This is a genomic window from Streptomyces sp. NPDC020742 (assembly GCF_040641675.1).
Lineage (GTDB): Bacteria > Actinomycetota > Actinomycetes > Streptomycetales > Streptomycetaceae > Streptomyces.
Genome location: NZ_JBFAEA010000044.1, coordinates 1 through 19,563 on the forward strand (window position 1 = coordinate 1; position 19,563 = coordinate 19,563).

Annotated in this window: 19 protein-coding genes; 13 read left to right on the forward strand and 6 right to left on the reverse strand. The window is 72.9% G+C overall.

Translation table 11 applies throughout. The features are described 5' to 3' along the window. Positions 1-202 precede the first annotated feature (202 nt). A complete protein-coding gene (locus AB0G84_RS35290; RefSeq protein WP_361330483.1) occupies positions 203-484 on the reverse strand; it encodes an Lrp/AsnC ligand binding domain-containing protein in 282 nt (93 codons plus the stop codon). Then, on the reverse strand, positions 481-1,161 hold the full coding sequence (locus AB0G84_RS35295) for a rhomboid family intramembrane serine protease (RefSeq protein WP_361330563.1): 681 nt from the start codon (positions 1,159-1,161) through the stop codon (positions 481-483). The genes AB0G84_RS35290 and AB0G84_RS35295 overlap by 4 nt, the downstream gene beginning before the upstream one ends. A 333-nt stretch (positions 1,162-1,494) precedes the next feature. On the opposite strand from AB0G84_RS35295, the gene AB0G84_RS35300 reads away from it, so the two are divergent. The 5 genes from AB0G84_RS35300 to AB0G84_RS35320 all read left to right on the forward strand — a co-directional run bounded on the left by AB0G84_RS35300 (position 1,495) and on the right by AB0G84_RS35320 (position 7,287). Next, entirely contained in the window at positions 1,495-1,734 is a 240-nt protein-coding gene (locus AB0G84_RS35300) for a hypothetical protein (RefSeq protein ID WP_361330486.1), read from the forward strand. An 18-nt stretch (positions 1,735-1,752) separates the two neighbouring features. Then, positions 1,753-3,126 (forward strand): NYN domain-containing protein, encoded by a 1,374-nt coding sequence (locus AB0G84_RS35305; RefSeq protein WP_361330489.1) that lies wholly within the window; start codon positions 1,753-1,755, stop codon positions 3,124-3,126. Positions 3,127-3,432: 306 nt separating this feature from the next. Continuing rightward, positions 3,433-4,458, forward strand: coding sequence for an NlpC/P60 family protein (locus tag AB0G84_RS35310; RefSeq protein ID WP_361330492.1), 1,026 nt, complete (start codon positions 3,433-3,435; stop codon positions 4,456-4,458). A 311-nt stretch (positions 4,459-4,769) separates the two neighbouring features. After that, a complete protein-coding gene (locus tag AB0G84_RS35315; RefSeq protein WP_361330495.1) occupies positions 4,770-5,813 on the forward strand; it encodes an NlpC/P60 family protein in 1,044 nt (347 codons plus the stop codon). Positions 5,814-5,865: 52 nt separating this feature from the next. Next, positions 5,866-7,287: a hypothetical protein gene (locus tag AB0G84_RS35320; RefSeq protein WP_361330498.1), complete on the forward strand. Its 1,422-nt coding sequence runs from the start codon at positions 5,866-5,868 to the stop codon at positions 7,285-7,287. Here AB0G84_RS35320 and AB0G84_RS35325 read toward each other — a convergent pair. Then, complete coding sequence (locus tag AB0G84_RS35325; RefSeq protein WP_361330501.1) at positions 7,238-8,518, reverse strand: glycosyltransferase 87 family protein; 1,281 nt, start codon at positions 8,516-8,518, stop codon at positions 7,238-7,240. The genes AB0G84_RS35320 and AB0G84_RS35325 overlap by 50 nt on opposite strands. A 227-nt stretch (positions 8,519-8,745) precedes the next feature. Between AB0G84_RS35325 and AB0G84_RS35330 the strand changes: the two genes are divergently transcribed. Beyond that, the gene (locus AB0G84_RS35330; RefSeq protein WP_361330504.1) at positions 8,746-9,888 is read left to right on the forward strand and encodes a glycosyltransferase family 4 protein; all 1,143 of its coding nucleotides are present in this window, start codon (positions 8,746-8,748) and stop codon (positions 9,886-9,888) included. 95 nt (positions 9,889-9,983) lie between these two features. On the opposite strand, the gene AB0G84_RS35335 is transcribed toward AB0G84_RS35330, so the two are convergent. Then, positions 9,984-11,780 (reverse strand): AMP-dependent synthetase/ligase, encoded by a 1,797-nt coding sequence (locus AB0G84_RS35335; protein WP_361330506.1) that lies wholly within the window; start codon positions 11,778-11,780, stop codon positions 9,984-9,986. A 289-nt stretch (positions 11,781-12,069) separates the two neighbouring features. On the opposite strand from AB0G84_RS35335, the gene AB0G84_RS35340 reads away from it, so the two are divergent. The 6 genes from AB0G84_RS35340 to AB0G84_RS35365 all read left to right on the forward strand — a co-directional run bounded on the left by AB0G84_RS35340 (position 12,070) and on the right by AB0G84_RS35365 (position 17,139). Then, a complete protein-coding gene (locus tag AB0G84_RS35340; protein WP_361330509.1) occupies positions 12,070-12,885 on the forward strand; it encodes a metallophosphoesterase in 816 nt (271 codons plus the stop codon). 110 nt (positions 12,886-12,995) lie between these two features. Next, on the forward strand, positions 12,996-13,484 hold the full coding sequence (locus AB0G84_RS35345) for an SRPBCC family protein (RefSeq protein ID WP_361330512.1): 489 nt from the start codon (positions 12,996-12,998) through the stop codon (positions 13,482-13,484). A gap of 2 nt (positions 13,485-13,486) precedes the next feature. Next, positions 13,487-14,719, forward strand: a complete 1,233-nt coding sequence (locus AB0G84_RS35350; protein ID WP_361330515.1) for an ArsA-related P-loop ATPase — start codon at positions 13,487-13,489, stop codon at positions 14,717-14,719. Between the two features lie 137 nt (positions 14,720-14,856). Further along, positions 14,857-15,333, forward strand: coding sequence for a DUF5304 domain-containing protein (locus AB0G84_RS35355; RefSeq protein ID WP_361330518.1), 477 nt, complete (start codon positions 14,857-14,859; stop codon positions 15,331-15,333). A 56-nt stretch (positions 15,334-15,389) separates the two neighbouring features. Further along, positions 15,390-16,331 carry an ROK family glucokinase gene (locus AB0G84_RS35360; RefSeq protein ID WP_361330521.1) on the forward strand — a complete coding sequence of 314 codons (942 nt, stop codon included), beginning with the start codon at positions 15,390-15,392 and terminating at the stop codon, positions 16,329-16,331. A 106-nt stretch (positions 16,332-16,437) separates the two neighbouring features. Next, positions 16,438-17,139 carry an endonuclease/exonuclease/phosphatase family protein gene (locus AB0G84_RS35365; RefSeq protein WP_361330566.1) on the forward strand — a complete coding sequence of 234 codons (702 nt, stop codon included), beginning with the start codon at positions 16,438-16,440 and terminating at the stop codon, positions 17,137-17,139. Between the two features lie 16 nt (positions 17,140-17,155). On the opposite strand, the gene AB0G84_RS35370 is transcribed toward AB0G84_RS35365, so the two are convergent. Both AB0G84_RS35370 and AB0G84_RS35375 read right to left on the reverse strand, forming a co-directional pair. Next, positions 17,156-17,728, reverse strand: coding sequence for a hypothetical protein (locus AB0G84_RS35370; RefSeq protein WP_361330524.1), 573 nt, complete (start codon positions 17,726-17,728; stop codon positions 17,156-17,158). Further along, entirely contained in the window at positions 17,715-18,509 is a 795-nt protein-coding gene (locus AB0G84_RS35375; RefSeq protein WP_361330527.1) for an alpha/beta fold hydrolase, read from the reverse strand. The genes AB0G84_RS35370 and AB0G84_RS35375 overlap by 14 nt, the downstream gene beginning before the upstream one ends. A 223-nt stretch (positions 18,510-18,732) precedes the next feature. On the opposite strand from AB0G84_RS35375, the gene AB0G84_RS35380 reads away from it, so the two are divergent. After that, on the forward strand, positions 18,733-19,467 hold the full coding sequence (locus AB0G84_RS35380; protein WP_361330530.1) for a lysophospholipid acyltransferase family protein: 735 nt from the start codon (positions 18,733-18,735) through the stop codon (positions 19,465-19,467). Positions 19,468-19,563: the final 96 nt, after the last annotated feature.

Consider the following 19,563-nt stretch of genomic DNA (forward strand, 5'->3'; position numbering starts at 1 on the left):
TGTGGACGTAAAGCGAAGCAGTCCACACACCAGACCCCGCAGGCCCGTCACCGCACCCAACAGCCCCGCGCAGCGGCACCGCCCGCCGCAGGCGCCACGGCGAACAACCCCCACGGCGGGACAGCCGAAGGCGTACCGGCCCGCCGGCCCACCGGCGAACAACCCCCACGGCGGGACAGCCGAACACGTGGGAAGAGAAGGCCTACGCGTCGAGGCCAATGGCGAACGCCGCCTCCAGGTCGTGCTGGGAGTACGTGCGGAAGGCGATGTGCGTCTCCGTGGAGGCGACGCCGGGGATCTTGCTGATGCGGCCGGGGATGACGTCCGCGAGGTCGTCGTGCTTGGCGACCCGGACCATGGCGATCAGGTCGTGTGCGCCGGTGACCGAGTAGACCTCGCTGACGCCCTCCAGCGCGGCGATCTTCTCGGCGATCTCGGGGATCTGGTCCACGCTGGTCCTGATGAGCACGATCGACGTGATCACGGCTGGCTCTCTCCCTCGGTCGCCCGGTCGTTCCCCCTGGTGGCACCCACACTATCCCCCCGGTACCGGAGCCATGCGTACAGGAAGCCGAGCGCGAAGCCGACCACATGGGCGAGGTAGGCGACACCCGGGCCGTGGGGATCGTCCTGGGCGGCCTGCCACTGCAGAAAGAACCAGAAGAGCAGCACGATCCAGGCGGGAAAGCGCAGCGGCAGGAAGAACAGGAACGGAAAGACGCTGGTGACCCGGGCACGGGGGAAGAGGTAGAGGAAGGCGCCGAGGACCCCGGCGATCGAGCCGGAGGCACCGACCAGCGTCTGGCCCGACGAGGCGTGCGCGGCCGCGTAGCCGAGCAGCGCCAGGTATCCGATGATGAGGTAGAAGGCAGCGAACGGCAGCCGGCCCATCCGCGCCTCGGCCATCCCGCCGAAGACGTACAGGAACAGCATGTTGCCGAGCAGGTGCAGCCAGCTGCCGTGCACGAACAGTGCGGTGAGTGGAGTGATCAGCGCCCGTAGGGAGCCGCTCCACAGCTCCAGCGGGATCACGCCCCACCGTGCGAAGTACGCGGTCTGGGCCTTCAACAGGGCGTCGCCGGTGCCGTACATCCGGTTCAGTCCGGAGGCGGGGCCGACGACGAAGACCGCACAGCACAGGCAGATCAGCACATTCGTCAGCCGCGAGAACGCCGTGGTGAGGGACCGGTAACGGGAGGGGCCAGAACCTTTCGGAACCGGGGCGTCCGTGGTACCTGGGTGAGGGGGTGAAGCGCCCGAAGAACGCGGTGAACGGGGTGGGGGAGCCGGCGCCGTCATGAAGTGATCATGTCGTAATGCGGGCAATCGGGACAGAGTGCCTCGCCGCGTTCCGGCTCCTGGGCGGGGCCCGCACCGGGCACCCGTCAGGCCGTAGGGTTACAGGCAGTACTTTGCGTACTTCCGCAGTCCGACGGCGCACCGCGTGAACGGCGCAGCAGCACGAGATCGACGAGCACGAAAGAGGACGACACGATGTCTGTTCCCCTGCCGACGGCCGAAACCCGGTGGCGCTGCACGCTGTGCGGCAACCTCACCCGTTTCGACGTGACCCGCCGGGCCAAGGTCGTGGAGTACGTCCACCTCGACCTGGCCGGCGAGCCGAAGGTGGAGGAGCGCGAGGTCCTCAGTGAGACCATCGAGTCCGTGCGCTGCCGCTGGTGCAACGCGGTCGACCAGATCGAGCTGGTGGACCGTCCGGGCGCGAACGCCTGAGATCGGAGCGGAGCAGCCGTGGTGGAGCGTCCAGAAGGGGAGCCGGGGGACCAGCGTGACGACGTACCCGAGGGTGCGGCGGACGAGGTGCTCGACGGTCCGCTGCCCGAGGGCGTACGGCGCCGGGTCGTGGCGCTCACCGCGGAGGCGTTCGGTGCGCTGACGGTCGCCGAACTGCCCGCTCCGCTGCGGCAGTACGCCCGATTCACCCCGACCCGCCGGGCCAAGTTCGCCGGGAACGCGATGGCCGCGGCGCTGGAGAGCGACGCGGTCTTCCGGCAGCGGATCGCGGGCAAGCTGCGGGCGGCCCAGCCGGAGCTCGCCGAGGCGCTGGAGCACGGCACCCCGCCGGCCGCCGCCGACCCGCTGGACGTCGCCGCGGCCGCCTATGTGCTGCGCCCGGACGGCTGGGTCAAGCTCGTCGCGGCGGCCGGCGAGGAGGCCCAGCGGGTACGTGCCGAGCGGGCCGGTGAGGAGGCCGAACGGGAGCTTTCCCGGCTGCGCGAGGAGCTGGCGCAGGCGCGCGAGGAGGCCCGAACGGAGTCCGAGCAGGTCCGGGTGGACCTGGACGCCGTGCGCAAGGAGAACGAGTCGCTGCGGCGCAAGCTGCGCAGTGCGCAGAGCGACGTGAAGCGGGGCGAGGCGGCGGTGCGCAAGGCCGAGGCCGCACTGAGCGAGGTGCGGGACCGGGCGGCCACTGAGAAGGCCGCGGCGGACAGCGAGGCGCGCCGCCTCAAGGGGCGGATCGCCGAGGTCGAGGCGGCGTTGGAGACCAGCCGGCGGTCGGCCCGGGAGGGGCGCAGCGTCGAGGACATGCGGCTACGGCTGCTGCTGGACACCGTTCTGGACGCCGCTCAGGGGCTGCGCCGCGAGCTGGCCCTGCCGCCCGCCGATGTGCACCCGGCCGACACCGTCGAGGCGGTCGCGCCGGGCCGGATGACACCCAAGGACATCGCGACGCGTGCGCTGTCCGAGATGGATCCGGCGCTGCTGGACCAGCTCCTGGCGCTGCCTCAGGCGCATTTGGTGGTGGACGGCTACAACGTCACCAAAACCGGCTATCCGACCATGCCGCTCGACAAGCAGCGGCTGCGGCTACTGGGTGGCCTCGCGGTGCTCGCCGCACAGACCGGTGCGGAGATGACCTGTGTCTTCGACGGCGCGGAGCTGGCGGCGCCGGTGCTGCTCGCACCGCCGCGGGGCGTCCGGGTCCTTTTTAGCAAACCGGGCGTAACGGCCGATGAGTTGATTCGTCAGCTGGTTCGGGCCGAACCGCCCGGCCGTCCGGTCGTGGTGGTCTCCACGGACCGGGAAGTGGCCGACGGCGTGGCGAAGGCCGGTGCGCGGCCGGTCGCATCCGCCCTGCTCCTCAAGCGACTTGCCCGGACCTGATATCCGGGGTAACGGCGCGTTCCGGTCGGCCGAAAAGCGCTTGCCATTCGTATCTGAGTGTCAATTACCGCTTACTGCCTGTGTGGCGTTGGTAAAGGATGGGGTTTGTGGCGCAGATTTTTCCCGTGAGGATTTGAAGCGATCACAGCTCGGTTACTAAGGTCAGCCGCGAACCTTCATACAGGTGATCATCCAACCGGGATGAACAGTGAAGGTACCGCCGAGTCCGCAGCGTTGACGCGGAGCCGGGGTGCTATGCCCCCCACGGTCCCGGTAGGCGGCTGGAGGAAGAAGGAGCTCGCCCCCGTGGCGTCCCACCGTCGACCCAAGCAGCCGAGCCGTACCCGCGTGACCGTGCTCACCGCCACCGCAGCGGCGGCCGTCGCCCTGTCGTCCCAGGCCGCCCAGGCCGACCCCCAGCAGTCGAAGAAGGACGTCAAGTCCGAGGTCGACAAGCTCTACAACGAGGCCGAGCAGGCCACCGAGAAGTACGACGGGGTCAAGGAGCAGCAGGACAAGCTCCAGAAGGAGGTCGGCGACCTCCAGGACAAGGTGGCCCGCGGCCAGAGCGACCTCAACCAGCTCCGCAAGGGCCTCGGTGCGGTCGCCTCCGGCCAGTACCGCAGCGGCTCCATCGACCCCTCGGTGCAGCTCTTCCTCTCCGGCGACCCGGACACCTACCTCGAAAAGGCCGCCACCCTCGACCAGTTGAGCGGCAAGCAGGCCGAGCAGCTCAAGACCATCGCGGACAAGCAGCGCCGGCTCGCCCAGGAGCGCGCGGAGGCCGCGAGCAAGATCCAGGACCTCTCCGACACCCGTAAGGCGCTCGGCGAGAAGAAGGACGAGATCAAGGGCAAGCTCGCCAAGGCGCAGGCCCTGCTCAACTCCATGACGGCCAAGGAGCGGGCCGCCATGCAGGCCAAGGAGGACCGCGCCAACCGCAGCAACGAGCGGGTCAACCTCGGCGACGACGCGCCCGCTTCGCAGCGCGGTGCGGCCGCACTGTCCGCAGCCCAGTCCAAGATAGGTTCGCCCTACGTCTGGGGCGCGACCGGCCCGTCGTCCTTCGACTGCTCCGGTCTGACCTCCTGGGCCTATGCGCAGGCCGGCCAGTCGCTGCCGCGCACCTCGCAGCAGCAGGCCAACGTCGGCACCCGGATCAGCTCGGAGAGCGCCCTCAAGCCGGGCGACCTGGTGCTGTTCTTCGGCGACCTGCACCACATCGGCCTCTACGCGGGCAACGGCACGGTGCTGCACGCCCCGAAGCCCGGTGCCGCCGTGCGCTACGAGTCGATCAACAACATGCCGTTCCAGTTCGGCGTGCGGGTCTGAAAAGCCTCACAACCTTCTCAACCTGCCGCCCGAACGGGCGATTTGCCGCCCCGGCCGCTGACCTACCGCCCCGCCGGTGACCTGCACAGTCACCGGCGGGGCGGCTTTTTGCGTACGAAATGGGGTCTTTGGTCGGTGTGGACCGGCGCGGTTACTGTCTGCCCTCGCAGCATCCGGTCACCGCGCGCCCTCCCGGGGCGGCAGGGGCTTCCCCCGAGCTTCTCGGCTGCTCCCCCAAGCTCTCGACTCCGCTCAAGCAGGGGGACCGCCACGCGCAGCGGGGACCCCCCATATGAAGGAGTGTGGCTCTCGTGGCGTCCCACCGCCGTCCCTCGCAGCACGGCCAGGCCACCCTCGTCGGGGTCACCGTCCTGTCGGCCGCCCTGGCGACCGTGGCCGCCGCGCTGTCGGCCCCGGCCTCCGCCGCCCCCGCCGACCACCCGGCCGCCGGCACGGAAGCGGCGACCGCCCGGGTCGACCGGCTCTACGAGCAGGCGGAGCGGGCCACCGAGAAGTTCAACGGCGCCGACGCCCGGACCCGACAGCTGCGCGGCGAGGTGGCCGCCCTGCAGGACCGCACCGCCCGCGCCCAGGAGCGGGTCAACCGGCTGCGCGGCCGGATCGGTGCCCAGGCCGCGGCCCAGTACCGGTCGGGCGGGATCGACCCCACCGTCCGGCTGATGCTCTCCGAACGGCCCGACAGCTACCTGGAGAAGGCCTCCGCCCTCGACCGGCTGGGCACCGCCCAGGCCGGCCGGCTGCGTGAACTGCGGGCCGCGCAGCGCTCCCTGGAGCAGCAGCGCCGGGAGACCGCCGCCAAGCTCGTCCAGCTGGAGGCCGGCCGCCGGGAGGTCGCCCGCCGCAAGAAGGACGTCCAGCGCAGGCTGGCCACCGCCCGCCGGCTGCTGAACGCGCTGCCGCGGGAGGAGCGGGCGGCCTACGGCCAGGCCGCCCGGAGCGACGGCCGCGGCCCGGCGGACCCCGGCCTGGGAGGTGCGGCACCGGCCTCCGGGCGGGCTGCGGCGGCCGTCGCCGCGGTGCGGGCCGCCGTCGGTTCGCCGTACGCCTGGGGAAGCAACGGCCCCCGCACCTTCGACTGCTCCGGACTCACCCAATGGGCCTACCGGCACGCCGGCGTCTCCCTGCCCCGTACGTCACAGGCCCAGCGCGGCGCCGGCCGGCAGGTGCCGCTCGGCCAGCTGCGCCCCGGTGACCTGGTCATCTACCGCTCGGACGCCAGCCATGTGGGGATGTACGTCGGGAACGGGCAGGTCGTGCACGCGCCGTACCCGGGGGCCCGGGTGCGCTACGACCCCGTCGGGATGCTGCCGGTCTCGGCGGTCACCCGCCCCTGAGCGGACCGCCCAGCGTTTTTGCCCCGGCCGGGCGCGTCTTACGATCGGCCGCATGTCACACCAGCGGGCGAGACCGCGGCCGGCGCGGGCCGGGGTGGCGGGCTGCGCCGCCCTGAGCGGCCTCGTGCTGCTCGTCCCGCTGGCCGGCTGTGCGCCCAGGGCCTCGTCGGCGGCGCGCTTCCCCGACGTCCAGCGGATGCTCGACACCCGGGCCCGGGCCGTCCAGCGGCACGACGAGGCGAGCTTCCTCGCCGTCGTCGACCCCCGGGCCACCGCCTTCCGCGCCCACCAGCGGGCGACCTTCGGCAACCTCGCCGGCATCCCGCTCACCGACTGGCACTACGACCTCGACGCCACCGACGCCTTCCCCCTGCCCGACGGCGGCAGCGGCGAACGGCTGGCCGCCAAGGTGCGGCTGCGCTACCGCCTCAAGGGCTACGACACCGCCCCGGTCAACACCGTCCAGTACCTCACCCTCACCGAACGGGACGGCCGGTGGCTGATCTCCTCGGACACCGACGGCGCCGCGTCCGGCCACAGCGGCACCCGCCAGCTGTGGGACCAGGGCCCGGTGCGGATGGTCCGCGGCCGGCACAGCCTGGTCCTCGGCGGCGCCCGGGACCCGGGCCGGCTCAAGGACCTGGCCCGCCGCGCGGACCAGGCGGTGCCCGCGGTCTCCGCCGCCTGGAAGGGCCGGTGGGCGCAGAAGGTCGTGGTGGAGGCGCCGGACTCGGTCGGGGGGATGGCACAGCTGATGGGCAGCGACGACCCGTCCGGCTATGTGGGCATCGCGGCGGTCACCACCGGGGAGGCGGGTGTCACCACGGCCGCGCCCGCGGACCGCGTGATCATCAATCCGGCCGCGTACGAGGAGCTCAACGACCTCGGTCGCCGGGTGGTGCTCACCCATGAGACCACCCATGTCGCCACCCGTACGGTCACCACCGCGGCCACCCCGCTCTGGCTCTCCGAGGGGTTCGCCGACTGGGTGGCCTACCGGGGCGTCCGCCGCAAGCCCGCCACCGCCGCGCCCGAACTGACCCGTGCGGTGCACACCGGCGCGCTGCCCGACCGGCTGCCCACCGACGCGGACTTCGGCTTCCGGGCCGGTGCCGACCGGCTGGCGAAGGCGTACGAGGGCAGCTGGCTGGCCTGCCGGATGATCGCCGAGAGGTGGGGCGAGGCGAAGCTGCTCGCGTTCTACCGGGCGGCGGGCCGTAGCGCGGCACGGGCGTCGGCGGCGGGCGGCGGTGCCGCGCCGATGGAGGCGGCCACGGCGGCGCCCCCGGCCACGGAGGCCAGCGCGGCCCCGGCGGGCCCCCGACCGGCCTCACCGGCCGCCGTCCCGCTGCCCCGCACACCGGCCGTCGCGGACCGCACGGACCGCGCGATGCGCTCCGAACTGGGCCTGGGAATGGCCGAGTTCACGCGGGAGTGGCGGGCGTACGTGCGGAAGGTGCTGCTGCGTCGCTGACCGGTGCCCGGCGCGCCCGCACCAGGCCGGGGTGCCCGGTGGTGGCGTCGCGCGGCGCGGTCCGCAGCCGGCGGCAGGCGAGCAGGGACGCGGCGACCAGCAGCCCGTTGCGCACGGCCAGCAGGGCGATGCCGTACGGGTCGCTCGCCACGACATGGGCGAAGCCGGCCGGGAACTCCAGCTGTGTGACGCCGGTGGCGAGCAGTACCAGCACCGCGGGCAGCCCCTGCCGGCTGGCGCGGATGGTCATGCACACCGCGGCCAGTCCCACCAGCCACAGCAGGTACTGCGGGCTGATCACCCGGCTCGTGGTGGTGAACAGCAGCGTGGCGGCGAAGGCCGCATCGCACAGCGTCGCATGGGTGAGCTCGCCCGCCCGCAGCCGCCACCACAGCAGCCACCCCAGCGCGGCCCCGCTCAGCGCCAGCGCCAGCGTGCTGACCAGCGGGACACCCGGCCCGAGGAACTCCACCGAGCCGTAGTGCAGCAGCACCTGCCCGTTCCAGCCGTAGTGCCGGGCGAGGTGGAAGACCAGGGCACCGAGCGACTCGATCTCCGTGCCGCGGTCGCGCTGGGCGGTCAGGAAGGCCAGCGCGCCGGGCGCGGCGGCCACCGCGCAGAGGGTCAACCCGGCCGCGGTGCCGGCCGCGCCGCCCCACAGCGCGCGGGCTCGCCGGCCGCGCACCGCAGCGCCGGTCAGCAGCAGCACCGGCCAGACCTTCAGCAGCGCCCCGAAGCCGATCAGGGCGCCCGCCACCCGGGGCCGGCGGACCGCCGCGAAGAGCGCCGCGACGGCCACTGCCGTAACCATCAGGTCGTAGCGGGCGTACGCGGTCGGGCCCAGCAGCGCCACCCCGGCGATCCACACCCAGGCCCCGGCCGGCCGCCGCCCGGGCCCCCGCCCGGCCCGCAGCAGCAGCGCCAGCACCGCCGCGTCCGCGACCAGCACCAGCACGGAGAACGCCGTGGCGTAGCTCCAGAACGGCAGCAGGCCGGGGGAGAGCACGGCCAGCGCGGCGGCCGGGGGGTACTGCCAGGTCACATCGTGCGCGGGGAAGGTGCCGCTGCGGAGGACCTCGGACCAGCCCTGATAGATCACCGAGACATCGGTGGTGACATCCGGCCCCGGCAGCACCAGCACCCGCATCACACACAGCAGCACCACGGTCCGGGTCGCCGCCCAGACCAGGACCGGGGCCCACAGCCCGCGTCCGTCGCCGGCCCTCGTCACCTCAGTGCCGCCCTTCGCTCCGCCGCCCGCGACCGCCGGCCCTCGCCGCGGTCCGTACCGGGCCCGCGCCGCTGCCCGCGCCGTTGCGCGCCCGGACCGCGGCCGGCCCGGTCACGACCGTAATGCAGGACCCTGTCGGGCCGGGGCGGCGCCCGCCCGGCGGCGCCCGGTACTGTCGGCCCCGACCGCCGAGACCGACCGCTCGGACCGACCGTCGAGAGACCATCGTGCACAAGACCCTGATCGTCACCAATGACTTCCCGCCGCGGCCCGGTGGCATCCAGGCCTTTCTGCACAGCATGGCGCTGCGCCTGGACCCCTCCCGGGTCGTGGTCTACGCCTCGACCTGGAAGCACAGCGAGGAGGGGCGCGCGGCCACCGTGGCCTTCGACGCCGACCAGCCGTTCCCGGTGGTCCGGGACCGTACGACGATGCTGCTGCCCACCCCCCAGGTGACCCGGCGGGCCGTCTCGCTGCTGCGCGAACACGGCTGCTCCTCGGTCTGGTTCGGGGCCGCCGCCCCCCTCGGCCTGATGGCGCCCGCGCTGCGCCGGGCCGGTGCGCGCCGCATCGTGGCGACCACGCACGGGCACGAGGCCGGCTGGGCACAGCTGCCGGCCGCCCGCCAACTGCTGCGCCGGATCGGCGAGGGCACCGACACCCTCACCTACCTCGGCGAGTACACCCGCTCCCGGATCGCCGCCGCGCTCACCCCGGACGCCGCCGCACGGATGGTCCAACTCCCGCCCGGCGTCGACGAGAAGACCTTCCACCCCGACTCCGGCGGCGACGCGGTACGGGCCCGGCTCGGCCTCACCGGCCGCCCGGTCGTGGTGTGCGTCTCCCGGCTGGTGCCGCGCAAGGGCCAGGACACCCTGATCGAGGCGATGCCGGCGATCGTGGCCGCGGTGCCCGACGCCGTGCTGCTGATCGTCGGCGGTGGGCCGTACGAGAAGGAGCTGCGCGCGCTGGCCGCGGAGAAGGGCGTGGCGCACGCGGTCCGCTTCACCGGCGCCGTCCCCTGGGAGGAGCTGCCGGCCCACTTCGGCGCCGGCGATGTCTTCGCGATGCCCTGCCGCACCCGCCGCGGCGGCCTCGACGTCGAGGGCCTGGGCATCGTCTACCTGGAGGCCTCGGCGACCGGGCTGCCGGTCGTGGCGGGTGACTCCGGTGGTGCACCGGACGCCGTCCTGGACGGGGAGACCGGCTGGGTCGTTCCGGGCAACGCCCCCACGCCGGCCGCGGACCGCATCATCGCCCTGCTGAAGGACCCGGCGCTGCGCCGCACCATGGGCGAGCGCGGTCGGGCCTGGGTGGAGGAGAAGTGGCGCTGGGACCTGCTGGCCGAGCGCCTGAAGGAACTGCTGTAGCGCACGCCCCCGGCAAGCACGTGGCCGCCGTGGTCTCGGACCACGGCGGCCAGGTGTGGGTGCCGGTGGTGCGGACCGGCGGTCGTCGGGCGGGCCTACCCGCGGTAGAGCGCCTCGATGTCCTCCGCGAAGTCCTTCGCCACGACGTTCCGCTTCAGCTTCAGCGACGGCGTGACATGGCCGGACTCCTCGGTGAACTGGGTCGGCAGAATGCGGAACTTGCGCACCGACTCGGCCTTGGAGACCGCCGCGTTGCCGTCGTCGACGGCGCGCTGGACGGCGGCCAGCAGCTCGGGGACCTCGGCGGCCTCGGCCGGGGAGATGTCCGCGCGGTGGCCGTGCTCCGCGGCCCAACGGGGGAGGAACTCCTCGTCGAGGGTGACCAGCGCGCCGATGAAGGGGCGGCCGTCGCCGACCACCATGCACTCGGCGATCAGCGCGTGCGCACGGATCCGGTCCTCGATCACGGCCGGAGCGACGTTCTTACCGCCCGCGGTGACCAGGATCTCCTTCTTGCGGCCGGTGATGGCGAGGTAGCCGTCCTCGTCGAGGGTGCCGAGGTCGCCGGTGTGGAACCAGCCGTCGGAGAGCGCCTCTTCGGTGGCGGCCGGGTTGTTCCAGTACTCGGTGAAGAGGTGCTCGCCGTGCAGCAGCACCTCGCCGTCGTCGGCGATCCGGACGACCGAGCCGGGCAGCGGCTGTCCGACGCTGCCGATCTTCTGCCGGTCCCAGGGGTTGAAGGCGGTCGCCGCGCAGGACTCCGTCAGGCCGTAGCCCTCCAGGACGGTGAAGCCGATGCCGCGGTAGAAGTGGCCGAGGCGCTCACCGAGCGGGGCGCCGCCGGAGATGGCGTGGGTGGCGCGGCCGCCGAGGACGGCGCGCAGCTTGCCGTAGACCAGCCGGTCGAAGACCTTGTGCTTGAGCTTCAGGCCGAACGACGGGCCGCCCGCGGTGTCCAGCGCGCGGCTGTAGGCGATCGCGGTGTCCGCGGCCTTGTCGAAGATGTTGCCCTTGCCGTCGGCCTGTGCCTTGGCCCGCGCCGAGTTGTAGACCTTCTCGAAGACCCGCGGCACGCCCAGGACCAACTTCGGCCGGAAGGAGGCGAGGTCGTCGGTGAGGTTCTTGATGTCGGGGGCGTGGCCCAGCTTGATGGGCGCCATCACCGCGGCGACCTGCACCAGGCGGCCGAAGACATGGGCGATGGGGAGGAAGAGCAGCACCGAGGACTCGCCGGTACGGAACAGCGGGCGCAGCCGCTCGACGATGTTGCCGCACTCCGCGAAGAAGCTGCGGTGGCTGAGCACACAGCCCTTGGGGCGGCCGGTGGTGCCAGAGGTGTAGACGATGGTGGCCGGCGAGTCCGCATCGGCGAGCGCGCTGCGGGCGTCCACCTCGCTGTCGGCCAGGTCCGCGCCCGCGGCCCGCAGCCGGGCGATCGCGTCCCGCTCGATCTGCCAGATGTTCGCCAGCGCCGGCAGCCGGTCGCGCACCGACTCGACGGCCGCCTCGTGGGCGGGGGACTCCACCAGGCAGGCCACCGCACCGGAGTCGCCGAGGATCCACTGGATCTGCTCGGCGGAACTGGTCTCGTAGACCGGGACGGTGATCGCGCCGGCGCTCCAGATGGCGAAGTCCAGCAGCGTCCACTCGTAGCGGGTGCGCGACATCAGGCCCACCCGGTCGCCGGGCTGGACGCCGGAGGCGATCAGGCCCTTGGCGGCGGCACGGACCTCGGCGAGGAAGGTGGCGGCGGTGACGTCCTGCCACACGCCGTTCACCTTGCGCCCCATGACGGCAACATCCGGGTGCTGCGCGGCATTTCGGCGGATGAGATCCGTCAGATTGCCGTCCGCGGGGACCTCGTACAGGGCCGGAAGGCTGAACTCGCGCAAGACTGCTGCTCCTCGAAAGCGCCGGCGCCACGACGCTGTGTGGTGCACCGGCGGCGGTCCATGATCATGCGGGGGTTGGACTGCCCGGACGTTACCCATGGGTATTGCTTTTGGGATAGGGGGTCACGGCCAGATGTTCGATGCGTCACATGCTTGAAGACACGCCATACGGACCGATGCGCGCAGACTAGACCAGCCGGTCGGTGACCCGAAAGTAACCATGGGCCGGTTCCGCCCCCTGTATCCCCCCGGTCTCCCGGTATCTCCCGGTGCGATCTAGGCTGCGGTCATGCGCGTGCATGTGGTCAGTGACGTACACGGCAACAGCCGGGACCTGGCGGCGGCCGGGGCCGGTGCCGACGCCCTCGTCTGCCTCGGTGACCTGGTCCTCTTCCTCGACTACGCGGACCACTCACGGGGCATCTTCCCCGACCTGTTCGGCGCCGCCAACGCCGCGGCGCTGGTCTCCCTGCGCACCGCCCGCCGTTTCGAGGAGGCCCGCGCCCTCGGCCGCCGGCTGTGGAGCGAGCTGGCCGGCACCGGCGCGAGCCGGGAGGTGGTCATCGAGGAAGCGGTCCGCCGGCAGTACGCCGAACTCTTCGCCGCCTTCCCCACCCCCACGTACGCGACCTACGGCAACGTCGACATGCCGCGCCTGTGGCCCGAGTACGCCGGACCCGGCACCACCGTCCTGGACGGGCAGCGGGTGGAGATCGGCGGCCGGGTCTTCGGCTTCGTCGGCGGCGGCCTGATCACCCCCATGCCCCCCCAAGCTCTCAACTCCGTTCGAGCAGGGGGTGCCCCCATCCCCTACTTGCTCAGCGACGAGGAGTACGCCGCCAAGATCGAGGCGGTCGGCGAGGTCGACGTGTTGTGCACCCACATCCCGCCGGACGTTCCCGAGCTGTGCTACGACACCGTCGCCCGCCGCTTCGAGCGCGGCAGTGCGGCCCTGCTGAACGCCATCCGCACCACCCGGCCGCGCTACTCGCTCTTCGGGCACGTCCACCAGCCGCTCGCCCGCCGGGTCCGCATCGGCGGCACGGAATGCATCAATGTCGGCCACTTCAAGGCGACCGGAACCCCCTACGTGCTGACGTGGTGAGCCCGGCCACGTCCACCGGGCATTCCCCGCGCGGTAGCCTTCAGCAGCAGAGACACCGGGTGTCTGCGAGTCGGCGGACCGGCATGAATCGGCATGGAGGAGTTACGGCGATGGCCGAACACACCAGCTCTAGCATCACGATCGAGGCGGCACCCGCCGAAGTGATGGGAGTGATCGCCGACTTTGACCGCTATCCGGAGTGGACCGGAGAGGTCAAGGAGGCGGAGGTGCTCGACAAGGACGACCAGGGCCGCGCCTCCCAGGTGCGCCTGCTGCTGGACGCCGGCGCGATCAAGGACGACCACACCCTCGCCTACACCTGGACCGGTGGGCACGAGGTCAGCTGGTCCCTGGTCAAGTCCCAGATGCTGCGCGCCCTCGACGGCTCCTACCGCCTCGCGCCGCTCAACGACGGCGCCAGCACCGAGGTGACCTACCAGCTCACCGTCGACGTCAAGATCCCGATGCTCGGCATGATCAAGCGCAAGGCCGAGAAGGTCATCATCGACCGCGCCCTGGCCGGGCTGAAGAAGCGCGTCGAGAGCGGCCACGACGACGGGGCCGCCGACGAGGCCGCCGACGAGGCCAAGAAGCTCTGAGCGTGCGCACCGTCCTCGTCACGGGCCCGGGCGGCGCTGGCCGCACCACGCTCGCCGCCGCCACCGCCCTGGCCGCCGCCCGCCGGGGCGCGCGGACCCTGCTGCTCACCACGGAGTGCAGCGCACCGGAGACGGTGCTGGGCACGCCGCTCGGCGCCGACGCCGCCACCCTGATAGCGCCCGGTCTGCACGCCCGGCGCATCGACCCGGCCGACCGGTTCCGGCAGGAGTTCCTCGCGTTCCAGGAGCGCGCCGGCGCCGCGCTCGACCTGCTGGGCGCCGCCCCCCTCGACGAGGACGAACTCACCGAACTCCCCGGCGCCGAGGACTTCGCGCTCCTCCAGGCGCTGCGCGCCGAACACGCCTCGGACGACTGGGACATGGTCGTCGTCGACATGCCCGCGGCGGCCGAAACGATCCGCCTGCTGGCCCTGCCGAACCAGGTGCGCCGCTATCTGCGCCGGCTGCTGCCGCCCGAGCGCCAGGCGGCCCGCGCCCTGCGCCCGGTCCTCGCCCAGCTCGCCGGCGTCCCGATGCCGGCCCAGAAGCTCTACGAGGCCGCCGAGCGCTGGGAGCGCGAACTCGCCGCCGTCCAGCGGGTGATCGACGATCCCGGCACCTCCGTACGCCTGGTCACCGAGGCCGGCCCGGTCGCCGCCGCCAACCTGCGCAGCATCCGCGCCGGACTTGCCCTGCACGGCCGGCGGACCGACGGCCTGATCGTCAACCGCCTGCTGCCCACCGGCTCCGCCGACCCCTTCCTCGCCGCGCTCTCGGGCAGTCAGCAGACCGCCCTCAAAGCGCTGCGCGAGGAGTTCCCGGACGTCCCCGTCCACGAGGTGCCGCACCTGGGCCGGGACCCCCGGGGCGTGGCGGAGCTCGACGAGCTGATCGACGGTCCGACCGGCGAAACCGGCGAAACCGGCGAAACCGGCGACACCGCGCCGCCCGCCGGGGGACCCCGCCCTGACCCCTGGACCGTCGAGGACCGGCTCGCCGACGAGGGCATCCTCGTCTGGCGGGTGCCGCTGCCCGGCGCCGAACGCCGGGGCCTGGGTCTGGTCCGCCGCGGCGACGAGATCGTGGTGACCGTCGGTCGCTTCCGCCGCATCCGTACGCTGCCCTCCGCGCTGCGCCGCTGCAGCGTCTCCGGTGCCGGACTGCACGACGGCGCCCTGGAGATCCGCTTCAGTCCCGACCCGGATCTCTGGCCCAAGAGCGCCGGAACGAACTGAACGGCGTACCACCGTTCGGGTAACGTCGAGGGTGAGCCGCCGACCCGGCGTGCCCGCCCCGATGCGCCGTGTCCCGGCGGGCCCGCCCCGTCACTGCACGCCGTACCGCCTCGCCGCAGCAGTCCACGGAGTTCACCATGAGTGATGCCACCGAGCGCCCCACCGACCACCGGGACGAGCCCGACGCCGACGCGTGGGAGACCGCCTGCGCCGAGGACCTCGCGGCGGAGAAGGCCCGCCGCCGGGAGGAGCACGGCCCGCAGCCGGGGACCGCGGCGGAGGAGCTGCGCAGGCTCGCCGAGGCGGTGACGGACAAGCTCGCCGGCATCCAGCTGCCGGGCGCGCTCGGCGGGATGGCCGCACAGGGCGCCGTCAACCAGCTCTTCAAGCAGGCCAGGGCCGCCGTCGAGCCGGTCATCGAGCGCAACCCGGACATCTTCGACCACCTCGCCGCTGCGGGCTCCGAGCTGCTCGCCGCCTACCGCTCCGCCGTCGAGGGCAGCGAGCGCCGCTGGACCCGCGACGAACCGGGCGAGCGGCCCGCCGCCCGCCGCGACGACGATCCCCGCGACGACGAGGGCCCCACCGGCACCGAGCGGATCGATCTCGACTGACCCCAGCTCCGGTACGGTGGGTCCTGGCGGGGTTCGAGCGAAAAACTGAGGGACACATGGGACTCACCATCGGCGTCGACATCGGCGGCACGAAGATCGCGGCCGGCGTGGTCGACGAAGAGGGCTCGATCCTTGAAACGTGCAAGGTGCCGACCCCACACGCCACCGATGCGCTGACCGAGGCCATCGCGGACGCCGTCCGTACGGTCGGGGCCGGCCATCATGTGGAGGCCGTCGGCATCGGCGCGGCCGGCTACGTCGACGAGAAGCGGGCCACCGTCCTCTTCGCCCCGAACATCGACTGGCGCCACGAACCGCTCAAGGACAAGGTCGAGCAGCGCGTCGGCCTGCCCGTCGTCGTCGAGAACGACGCCAACGCCGCGGCCTGGGGCGAGTACCGGTTCGGCGCCGGCCAGGGCCACAGCGACGTCATCTGCATCACCCTGGGCACGGGCCTGGGCGGCGGCATCATCATCGGCAACAAGCTGCGCCGCGGACGCTTCGGCGTCGCCGCCGAGTTCGGCCACATCCGGGTCGTGCCGGACGGCCTGATGTGCGGCTGCGGCAGCCAGGGCTGCTGGGAGCAGTACGCCTCCGGCCGCGCCCTGCTGCGCTACGCCAAGCAGCGGGCCTTCGCCACCCCCGAGAACGCCGAGGTCCTGCTGTCGCTGGGCGACGGCACCTCCGAGGGCATCGAGGGGCAGCACATCAGCCAGGCCGCCCGCCGGGGCGACCCGGTCGCCATCGACTCCTTCCGCGAGCTGGCCCGCTGGGCCGGCGCGGGCCTGGCCGACCTCGCCTCGCTCTTCGACCCGTCGGCCTTCATCGTCGGCGGCGGCGTCTCGGACGAGGGCGAGCTGGTCCTGGAACCGATCCGCAAGTCCTTCCGGCGCTGGCTGGTCGGCAACCAGTACCGGCCGCACGCCCAGGTGCTCGCCGCTCAGCTCGGTGGCAAGGCCGGACTGGTCGGCGCCGCCGACCTGGCGCGCCAGGGCTGACGGGACGGTGGCTGAGCACCCCGGACCCCCGGAGTCCGGCACCGCCGAGGGCGCTGCTGCCCGGGCCGGTGGAACGAGCGCGGGCGGAGCGCCGCGCAGCGGCTCCGTGGTCGTCCGTGTGCTCAGCTACAACATCCGCTCGATGCGCGACGACCGGGCGGCGCTGGCCAGGGTCATCCAGGCCTGCGCGCCCGATCTCGTGCTGATCCAGGAGGCGCCGCGGTTCTTCCGCTGGCGCAAGGCCGCCGAACGGCTCGCCCGCTCGGCCGGCCTGGTGTACGTCACCGGCGGCGGCACGACCGCGGGCCCCATGATCCTCTCCACCCTGCGCGCCCATGTGGAGCGCACCGAGGACATCCTGCTGCCCCGCACTCCCGGGCTGCACCAGCGCGGCCTCGCGACCGCCGTGGTCCGCTTCGGCCGGGCCCGGCTCGGCGTCGTCAGCTGCCACCTCAGCCTCGCCGACCGGGAGCGGTACGAGCAGGTCGGGCTGCTGCTGAAGCAGGTCGAGGCGCTGGGCGTGCGGTACGCGGTGGTCGGGGGCGACCTCAACGACCGCCCCGAGGGCCGGAGCTTCCGGCGGGTGGCCGGCGCCCTCACCGACGGCTGGTCGGCCGCGCCGTCGGGCGGGGAGTACACCTCCACGCCCCACGACCCCCGGCAGCGGATCGACGCCGTCTTCACCACCGACGGCGTCGAGGTGCTGGGCTGCGGGGTGCCGCACGGCCTGCCGGGCGTGCGGGCGGCCGATCTGCTGGCCGCCTCCGACCACCTGCCGGTGCTGGCGACCCTGCGGGTGCCGCTCTAGGCAGGGCCGCGGCGGTTCACACCACCGCCCCGCCGCCCGGAAGGTGGTCGTCGTCCTCGTCGTCGTTCTTCATCCGGGCGACGAGCGTGGCGAAGCCGCCCAGGAAGCCGCCGATGCCCAGGACGGTGATCCACCACGTCACCGGCTGCTGGAAGAGCACCATCGCCACCAGCAGCAGCGGCCCACCGAGCACCGCGAGCCAGGCGAACTTGGTGGTGACGTCGGCCTGTGGGAGCGGCGGTGGCTCGGGCGGGGTGAAGTGGCCCTCGTCGGACGCGTCGAGGTCGTTGTCGGAGGGCTCGGAGGCCTTCCAGTCTCGCGGTCCGACGCCCGGGGCGAACACCACGAAGCTGCCCGGCGTCGCGGGCCGGTCGGTGCCCTTCGCCGGTGCCTCGTCCGCACCGTCCTGCGCGCCGTCCTTCGTACCGTCCTTCGTGTCGTCCTGCGCGCCGTCCTCGGCGGCGGGCGCCGCCGTCCCCTCGGCGCCGTCCGGGAACGCCGGCTGCTCGCCGTAGCCCGCGACGATCTCCGCCCAGGCGGCCTCTTCGTCCAGCGGGTCCCGGGGGTCGCGGGGGCTACGCTCCGCCACTGGCCGCCGTCCCCTCGTGTGCCGCGTCCGCCACCTGGGGAGCCAGCCGGGAGACGAAGGCGAAGGTGTCCCGGAAGATCTGCTCGGCGTCGTGGTCCAGCGTCGCGACGTGGTAGCTGCGCTCCAGCAGCGTCTGCCGGACGTCGGTCGAGGAGACCCGGGACAGGATCCGCTCGGAGTCCGTCGGCCGTACCACATGGTCCTGCGGGCTGGTCATCACCAGCAACGGCTGGGTGACGACCGGGAGTTCGGAGTCGACCTGCTGGAGGAGCCGGCGCAGCGAGTACGCGGCGTGCAGCGGCACCCGGTCGTAGCCGACCTCCTCGGCACCGGGCAGGGCGATATCGCTGGCCACCCCCTTGGTGGTGCGCACGAGGTGGCGCAGTACCGGGAGCAGCGGCGCGGCCGCGTCATGGAGCTTGTTGGCCGGATTGACCACCGCCACCCCGCTGATCGCGTCGCCGTGCTTGGCGGCCAGCCGCAGCGCCAGTGCGCCGCCCATCGACAGCCCGCACACGAAGACCTTGGCGCACCGCTCGGTCAGGGCGCGCAGTTCGCGGTCGACCTCGGCGTACCAGTCCTGCCAGGTAGTGATCTGCATGTCCTGCCAGCGGGTGCCGTGGCCGGGCAGCAGCGGGAGGGCGACGGTCAGTCCCCGGTCGGCCAGATACTCGGCCCAGGGGCGTACGGACTGGGGGGAGCCGGTGAAGCCGTGGCAGACAAGGACGCCGACCTCTCCGCCGTCGCGGCGGAACGGCTCGGCTCCGGGAAGGAGCGGCACCGGGGGACTCCGATCGATGAGGGGACCTGGCGAGTTACCCCAGGGTACGCAAAGTGACGGCGGGCGGGTAGGTCCGGCGCCGCGGGCGGTGCGAGCGGCCGCGGCGCGGGCGGGCGCCGACCGCCGGACGCCCGTGATGGCCCGTCTCGGGGCGAGCGCGTTACCGGGGCAGGTTAAGGTCTTTGCGTCACACACAGGAGGCAGTCGGTTGATCTACGGCGCAATGAAGTTTTCCATCGGCGGGTCGCTGAAGCTTGCCTTCCGGCCGTGGGTGGAGGGCATCGAGAACGTTCCGGCCGAGGGGCCGGCGATCCTCGCGAGCAACCACCTGTCCTTCTCGGACTCCTTCTTCCTGCCCGCGGTGCTCGACCGGAAGGTCACCTTCATCGCGAAGGCCGAGTACTTCACCTCGCCGGGCGTCAAGGGCCGGTTGACCGCCGCGTTCTTCAAGGGCGTGGGCCAGCTCCCGGTCGACCGCTCGGGAGCCCGGGGCGCGGGCGAGGCGGCGATCAAGAGCGGTATCGAGGTGCTGGAGCGCGGTGAGCTGTTCGGCATCTACCCGGAGGGCACCCGCTCCCCGGACGGCCGGCTCTACCGCGGCAAGCCGGGCGGCCTGGCCCGGGTGGCGCTGGCCACCGGCGCCCCGGTCATCCCCGTGGCGATGATCGACACCGAGAAGGTGCAGCCGCCAGGGAAGATCGTGCCCAAGATGATCCGGCCGGGCATCCGCATCGGCAAGCCGCTGGACTTCAGCCGGTACCACGGCATGGAGGGCGACCGCTTCATCCTGCGGTCGGTCACCGACCAGGTCATGTACGAGATCATGAAGCTGTCCGGCCAGGAGTACGTCGACATCTACGCGACGGCGGCCAAGCGGCAGATCGCGGACGCGGCGAAGGCCGCGGAGGCGAAGAAGAAGGCCGAGGCGGAGCAGGCCAAGAGGGCCACCGCCGAATAGGCAGGGGCGACGACGGGGCGAGGCCGGGCGCGGGTGCGCCCGGCGAGGGGTGGGGCCCGATGACGGATGCGGAGACGGGGACGGTGGCGAGCGGCG